We start from the raw sequence: 4,528 nt of genomic DNA, 5'->3' as shown, positions 1-4,528 counted from the left end.
TTTCTAGAATATGTGAGTGAGTTCGATGCACTTACTCCTCTAAAATCAGCAGCCTGTTACCGTAAAGTATATCGCGATGTCATGTCCCAAGGATTATCTGTACTTGAAACTGATAACCCAAAGGCAAAGGAAGAAGTATTGGCATTGATTAAAGAGGTATTCTAATGGCACTTAAAAAACCCAGCCAACAAGTAAAAAGAACCGTTACCGAAGCAGAAGCGGAAGCATTAGCTAATAAACTTGCGGACAAGCCATATGGTTCTGACGAAAAAGAAACTGAGAAAGCAGAGAAGCAATGCAGAACAACCATCTCGATCCCTGAATCACTACTAGTCACTTTGGAAGACTTGGCCAGAGAGAATAAAAGAGAAAGAAAAGACCCCAAAAGTGTCAGCGCCATTGTACGTGAAGCGCTTGGGATGTATTTATTCTCGAAATAGTGACTCATAATTAATATTTATGACTTATGACTTATGACTTATGAAGTATGAAGTATGAAGTATGAAGTATGAAGTATGAAATGTCGGCTTTATAAAACTGATCATCAATGCAAATGTATTATGGCAAACAGTCAAGGCGAAGCGATAGCGGGTTATGCTTGATGTAACTGTAAAACCCGCTCAGCAAACTTATCATCTAAGATATAAAAGTAACATTCCGGCACGTTTAACACCCGAGCCATTGCGCACACGGTTAAAAATGTAGGTGTATAGGTTCCGTTTTCATATTGTGAAATACGTGACCGTGCGGTGGATTCATCGATACCAGCTAGCACCCCTAGTTGTTCCTGGGTGAGTTTGGCACGTAGCCGAGCAGATTTCAGTCTAATAGGAACCATAGCATGTCGTCATAGAAACATTGACGACATGTTTAGCATCACTTAACATCCAAGTTGTTTAGTATCCCTAAACATAATGCGTTAACTAGCAAAAAAGCAACTCCAGGGAAAGGCCGGTCATTGACCGGCTGCCTGCTTATAACTTCTAAGTTTGCAGATATTCAAAGGTGCTTTAATACACCGAAGAAATACTTTTCAAAAGCTTTTTCTCCCTCAGTAGGCCACTTTGGAGGATCGGTATAAAGGTGTCCTAAACATCGCATCCCTGCATGTTGTCCAGCTTTTCTTTCGGCATACTCATCATCCGAATAACCCATGGTTTCAATAATGAGGTTACGCGCTTCTCCCGTACCCGGCGAAGAAGCTGTCACGATGAAATCAGGTAGGACAAATCCCTTTCCACTTGCAAGATTCACTTCCAAATCGAATAAAGGTTTCTTTAGGCTAAATTCATGTGGAGTAAAATTCTTTAGTTTGTATATCCATTCGGACGCAGTCTGAATAGAACGTATAGTTTGCCGCTCGAGCTCGCTGTCAACAGGGAGAGGGCATCCCCAACTGAACATTGCATGAGCATAACCTTCACTGCAAATCACGGCCCCGTCCATACCTCGTTTGAACATCAGGACAACCCAATATGGACCTCTCTTACCCTCCTGACTTTCCCCATTGATACTCACTTGTTTCGCCGGTGTAAACATTATTTCAGTATACGGCCCGGTGTACTTCACTGATTCACGGCTGACATCGTCGGACATGAAAATTTGGTAAAAGACTCTTTCTTTATCCTTTGGCCAAGGCTGTTCACTGCGCTCCAAATGTCGCATGAGATCTTCTTGCCGCGCCTGATTCAACCAAGGTTCGAAACGCACAAAGTCCGACAACATATTGTCTCGCCCAACGTATACTGTCTGTTCAGCAATTCCCCTCAGTGCATCAAGGTGTTGACGTGAAGGTATATTCGCGGGGGGCCAAACTGGTGACAGTTGATTAAGTTCAGCCTCTTCAATTAGCGTAAATAGCAGGCGGGCAATAGATGGGACTCGTTTTCTACGGGTCTTATCCGCTAAAGGAGGGGAATTTCCGCCTGGTAGACTTATCCGGGCATCTCGTTCCATCTTCGGCAAAAACTTACGGTAATCTATCGCTTTGCACCCTGCAGTACGCCGCGTGCCACCGCCTGACAAATCATCGGTACTACTATGAATACGAAACAGCGGGCATTTATTGTCATGAGGGGAACTGAAACTGTTAAAATATAGAGTCTGTGTATCGGAACGGAGGTTTGTAGTGGCACATTATCTCCTGATCCGCAATCGCATTTGAACCAGAGCTCATGCTGACGCATTTCAAGCAGGACTTTTTCTGCCAGCTTCTTTTCTGTTAAGAAACGAACATTTCGAAAACCACAAACCTGGTGAATAGCTGCTCTTTCTTCTTCGGTCAGTCTTCGATAAAAACCACCACGCGGAGCTTTCTTTCTAACAAGTTGCATCTGTCCTCCTTAGTCTTCCTCGTTGATTTGGACCTGGACTGGTAGACCAGCGTTATAACAGCTCTGATAGAGCTGGCCTACACTAACGGCATCTCCGTGTAAGCGGACCCTTTCCCCATCAGCTTGGACTAATAACAGGTAGGGTGTCCCCTCAAACGGTATAATGTAGCTTGCTCGCCAGGCCAAATATGTCTGATTATTTAAGATGACGGGTAGGGCGTCTGTAGCTGGTGCGGTCGGTAAATTATGAGGCAATACTAAGCTGGTTTTACGTTTTTGCCGATCGAACTCAGCCTGTCTTTCATTTGCGTAGAGTAGTGCGGCGCATTCCAAACCGTCATGTGTTAGTTCGACAGCCAGCTGCAAATTCGAGGCTCGTAAAGTACGAACCATCCCAGCTTTAGCTAATCGATGGCATGCACCACGGAGATTGGCACCATATACTGGCTTGTCATCACTAAGAGCTAGCAATTTCTCGAGATCTTTTGTGGGTACTGGACCAGGCTTCCTTTCGTCCAGCGCAGCCAATATTATCAAGATATTCTTTTGCAACGCTGACAAGCGACGAGCTGGTGAATGTTCGCTATTCAAGATCATAAATATCGCTATATGATTAAACGTATTGTAAATAAATCATATCAGGAATGATTTAAAAAAACATATGCACAAATCAAACACCGCATGATTAATAACACATTAATCACTGTTAATATTAGAAATGATTTAAATTGACAACCACTTAATCAATCACTTTCATTTAAAAAGCCAACATGATATTTAGGTATACTTAAGTGTCATGCCAAAATTGAGATATTCGATGTCATTCCTCATTGTCCAAGAGAAAGTCGTATTACCTACGGTTTGATGTCTTGTTTCAGTTCCTCAAATGAAACTGTATGGCTATGCGGCTTAGCCTTATTGTCCAGCTCTGTGATGCGCAATTTCAATGGCATCGGGCAGGCGACGCCGCTGAAAATACAGGTGCCAGTGGATAGCGTAGGGATAGACTCTTCTGTCATACGGTCGATGTAGGATACCGATTTCTCAATTGCAAAGAGATCATTCTGATTAATCAGCCGGTGAATAAAATAATTGTGTGCCTGCGAGATGATGGTTGAAGATATATCATTAGGTCTCTGGCTGGAGAGGGTGACAAATACGCCAAATTTTCTGCCTTCTTTGATAATCTCTTCAAACGTTTCCAGCCGGTAATCTTTCCAGCTCTCCGTTTCGCGAAATGAGGTATTCGAAAGGATATTGTGGGCCTCATCAATGATGATATTCAACGTGGATTTTGTTGTCTCATTTTTTTTCTCGTTATAGACCCATTTTGCTAATATCAGTGGGAGCATTTTTTTCATGGTGATATTTACCATATTGAGGTCAATGACCACAAAATTCCCCTCCTTCCAAAAGTCTGTAACACCTCGGGTATCAAAAATCTTGGCAATGTCTTTCCTATTACTTCTCATCCTGTTAATAACAGGTGAAATATGCTCTGGGTTTGAGCGATTTGAAAGGAACTCAGAGATCAGTTGGAGATACATAAAAGAAAGTAAATTTTCAATTAATTCTTCTGGAAACTCGTAACGACATGCTAATTTGAAAAGATTCGAATCTTCTGTATCATCAGCAGTATCAAAGTAATGACCTTTTTTGGTATACCAAACTTTTCTTGAAAAATGAAACTCTAAATCCGATATCATCTTTTCATGATCGTTGAAAATTGGTCTAAAAAAATCAAAAACCGTATCGCATCGCGACTTTTCACTGCCAAAAAGAGTTTCCTTCACCCTCTTTTTTAAAATACTCCTGAAATACTTTATTGGATCATCTGCTCCATCAACACTGGCCTTAAGGTCCAAGACCCTTTTTAGAAAGGGTTTTTGCGTCTTATCCGTGGCATCAGTTAAAACACTTAATATTTCGTGTTCTACTAATATACTGGCCGACATCGGAATTTTATTCCCTGACGCAGAGTGCGTATTAAGTTTATAGACAACTTTATTCTCGGTGATGCATTCCGTAGCACCGTATTCCCCGTTAAAATCAAATAACAGGAATTTGCTTTTCTCGATAAATGATTTGCCCAATATGTCTGAGATAGCACTGTACCCGTGCTTATAAAGCGCAGCCAGGGTGTTAGATTTTCCACTACCCGTATTGCCAAAGATAGCGATATGCGAGTTCATCAG

5 protein-coding genes are annotated in these 4,528 nt (G+C 42.0%); 1 reads left to right on the top strand and 4 read right to left on the bottom strand.

The features are described from left to right. The first annotated feature begins 164 nt into the window (after nt 1-164). A complete protein-coding gene (locus AACW11_RS16130; RefSeq protein ID WP_145560928.1) occupies nt 165-440 on the top strand; it encodes a CopG family transcriptional regulator in 276 nt (91 codons plus the stop codon). A 152-nt stretch (nt 441-592) separates the two neighbouring features. On the opposite strand, the gene AACW11_RS16125 is transcribed toward AACW11_RS16130, so the two are convergent. The 4 genes from AACW11_RS16125 to AACW11_RS16110 all read right to left on the bottom strand — a co-directional run. Further along, nucleotides 593-838 (bottom strand): helix-turn-helix transcriptional regulator, encoded by a 246-nt coding sequence (locus AACW11_RS16125; protein WP_145592847.1) that lies wholly within the window; start codon nt 836-838, stop codon nt 593-595. A gap of 161 nt (nt 839-999) precedes the next feature. Beyond that, complete coding sequence (locus AACW11_RS16120) at nt 1,000-1,956, bottom strand: hypothetical protein (protein WP_249192966.1); 957 nt, start codon at nt 1,954-1,956, stop codon at nt 1,000-1,002. 23 nt (nt 1,957-1,979) lie between these two features. Beyond that, nucleotides 1,980-2,333: a hypothetical protein gene (locus AACW11_RS16115; RefSeq protein WP_249192965.1), complete on the bottom strand. Its 354-nt coding sequence runs from the start codon at nt 2,331-2,333 to the stop codon at nt 1,980-1,982. 854 nt (nt 2,334-3,187) lie between these two features. Then, nucleotides 3,188-4,528: ATP-binding protein (locus AACW11_RS16110; RefSeq protein WP_212587026.1), on the bottom strand; the 1,341-nt coding region annotated here is incomplete at its 5' end.

It is taken from the genome of Yersinia sp. Marseille-Q3913 (assembly GCF_963892745.1).
Taxonomy (GTDB): domain Bacteria; phylum Pseudomonadota; class Gammaproteobacteria; order Enterobacterales; family Enterobacteriaceae; genus Yersinia; species Yersinia bercovieri.
The sequence above is the reverse complement of the archived record's forward strand: the minus strand, read 5'-3'. Positions and strand labels throughout refer to the sequence as shown.

What these genes read in the sequence shown, in the direction of transcription:
- AACW11_RS16130 (WP_145560928.1), top strand. Translation starts at nt 165, where the DNA reads ATGGCACTTAAAAAACCCAGCCAACAAGTAAAAAGAACCGTTACCGAA.
- AACW11_RS16125 (WP_145592847.1), bottom strand. Translation starts at nt 838, where the DNA reads ATGGTTCCTATTAGACTGAAATCTGCTCGGCTACGTGCCAAACTCACC.
- AACW11_RS16120 (WP_249192966.1), bottom strand. Translation starts at nt 1,956, where the DNA reads ATGGAACGAGATGCCCGGATAAGTCTACCAGGCGGAAATTCCCCTCCT.
- AACW11_RS16115 (WP_249192965.1), bottom strand. Translation starts at nt 2,333, where the DNA reads ATGCAACTTGTTAGAAAGAAAGCTCCGCGTGGTGGTTTTTATCGAAGA.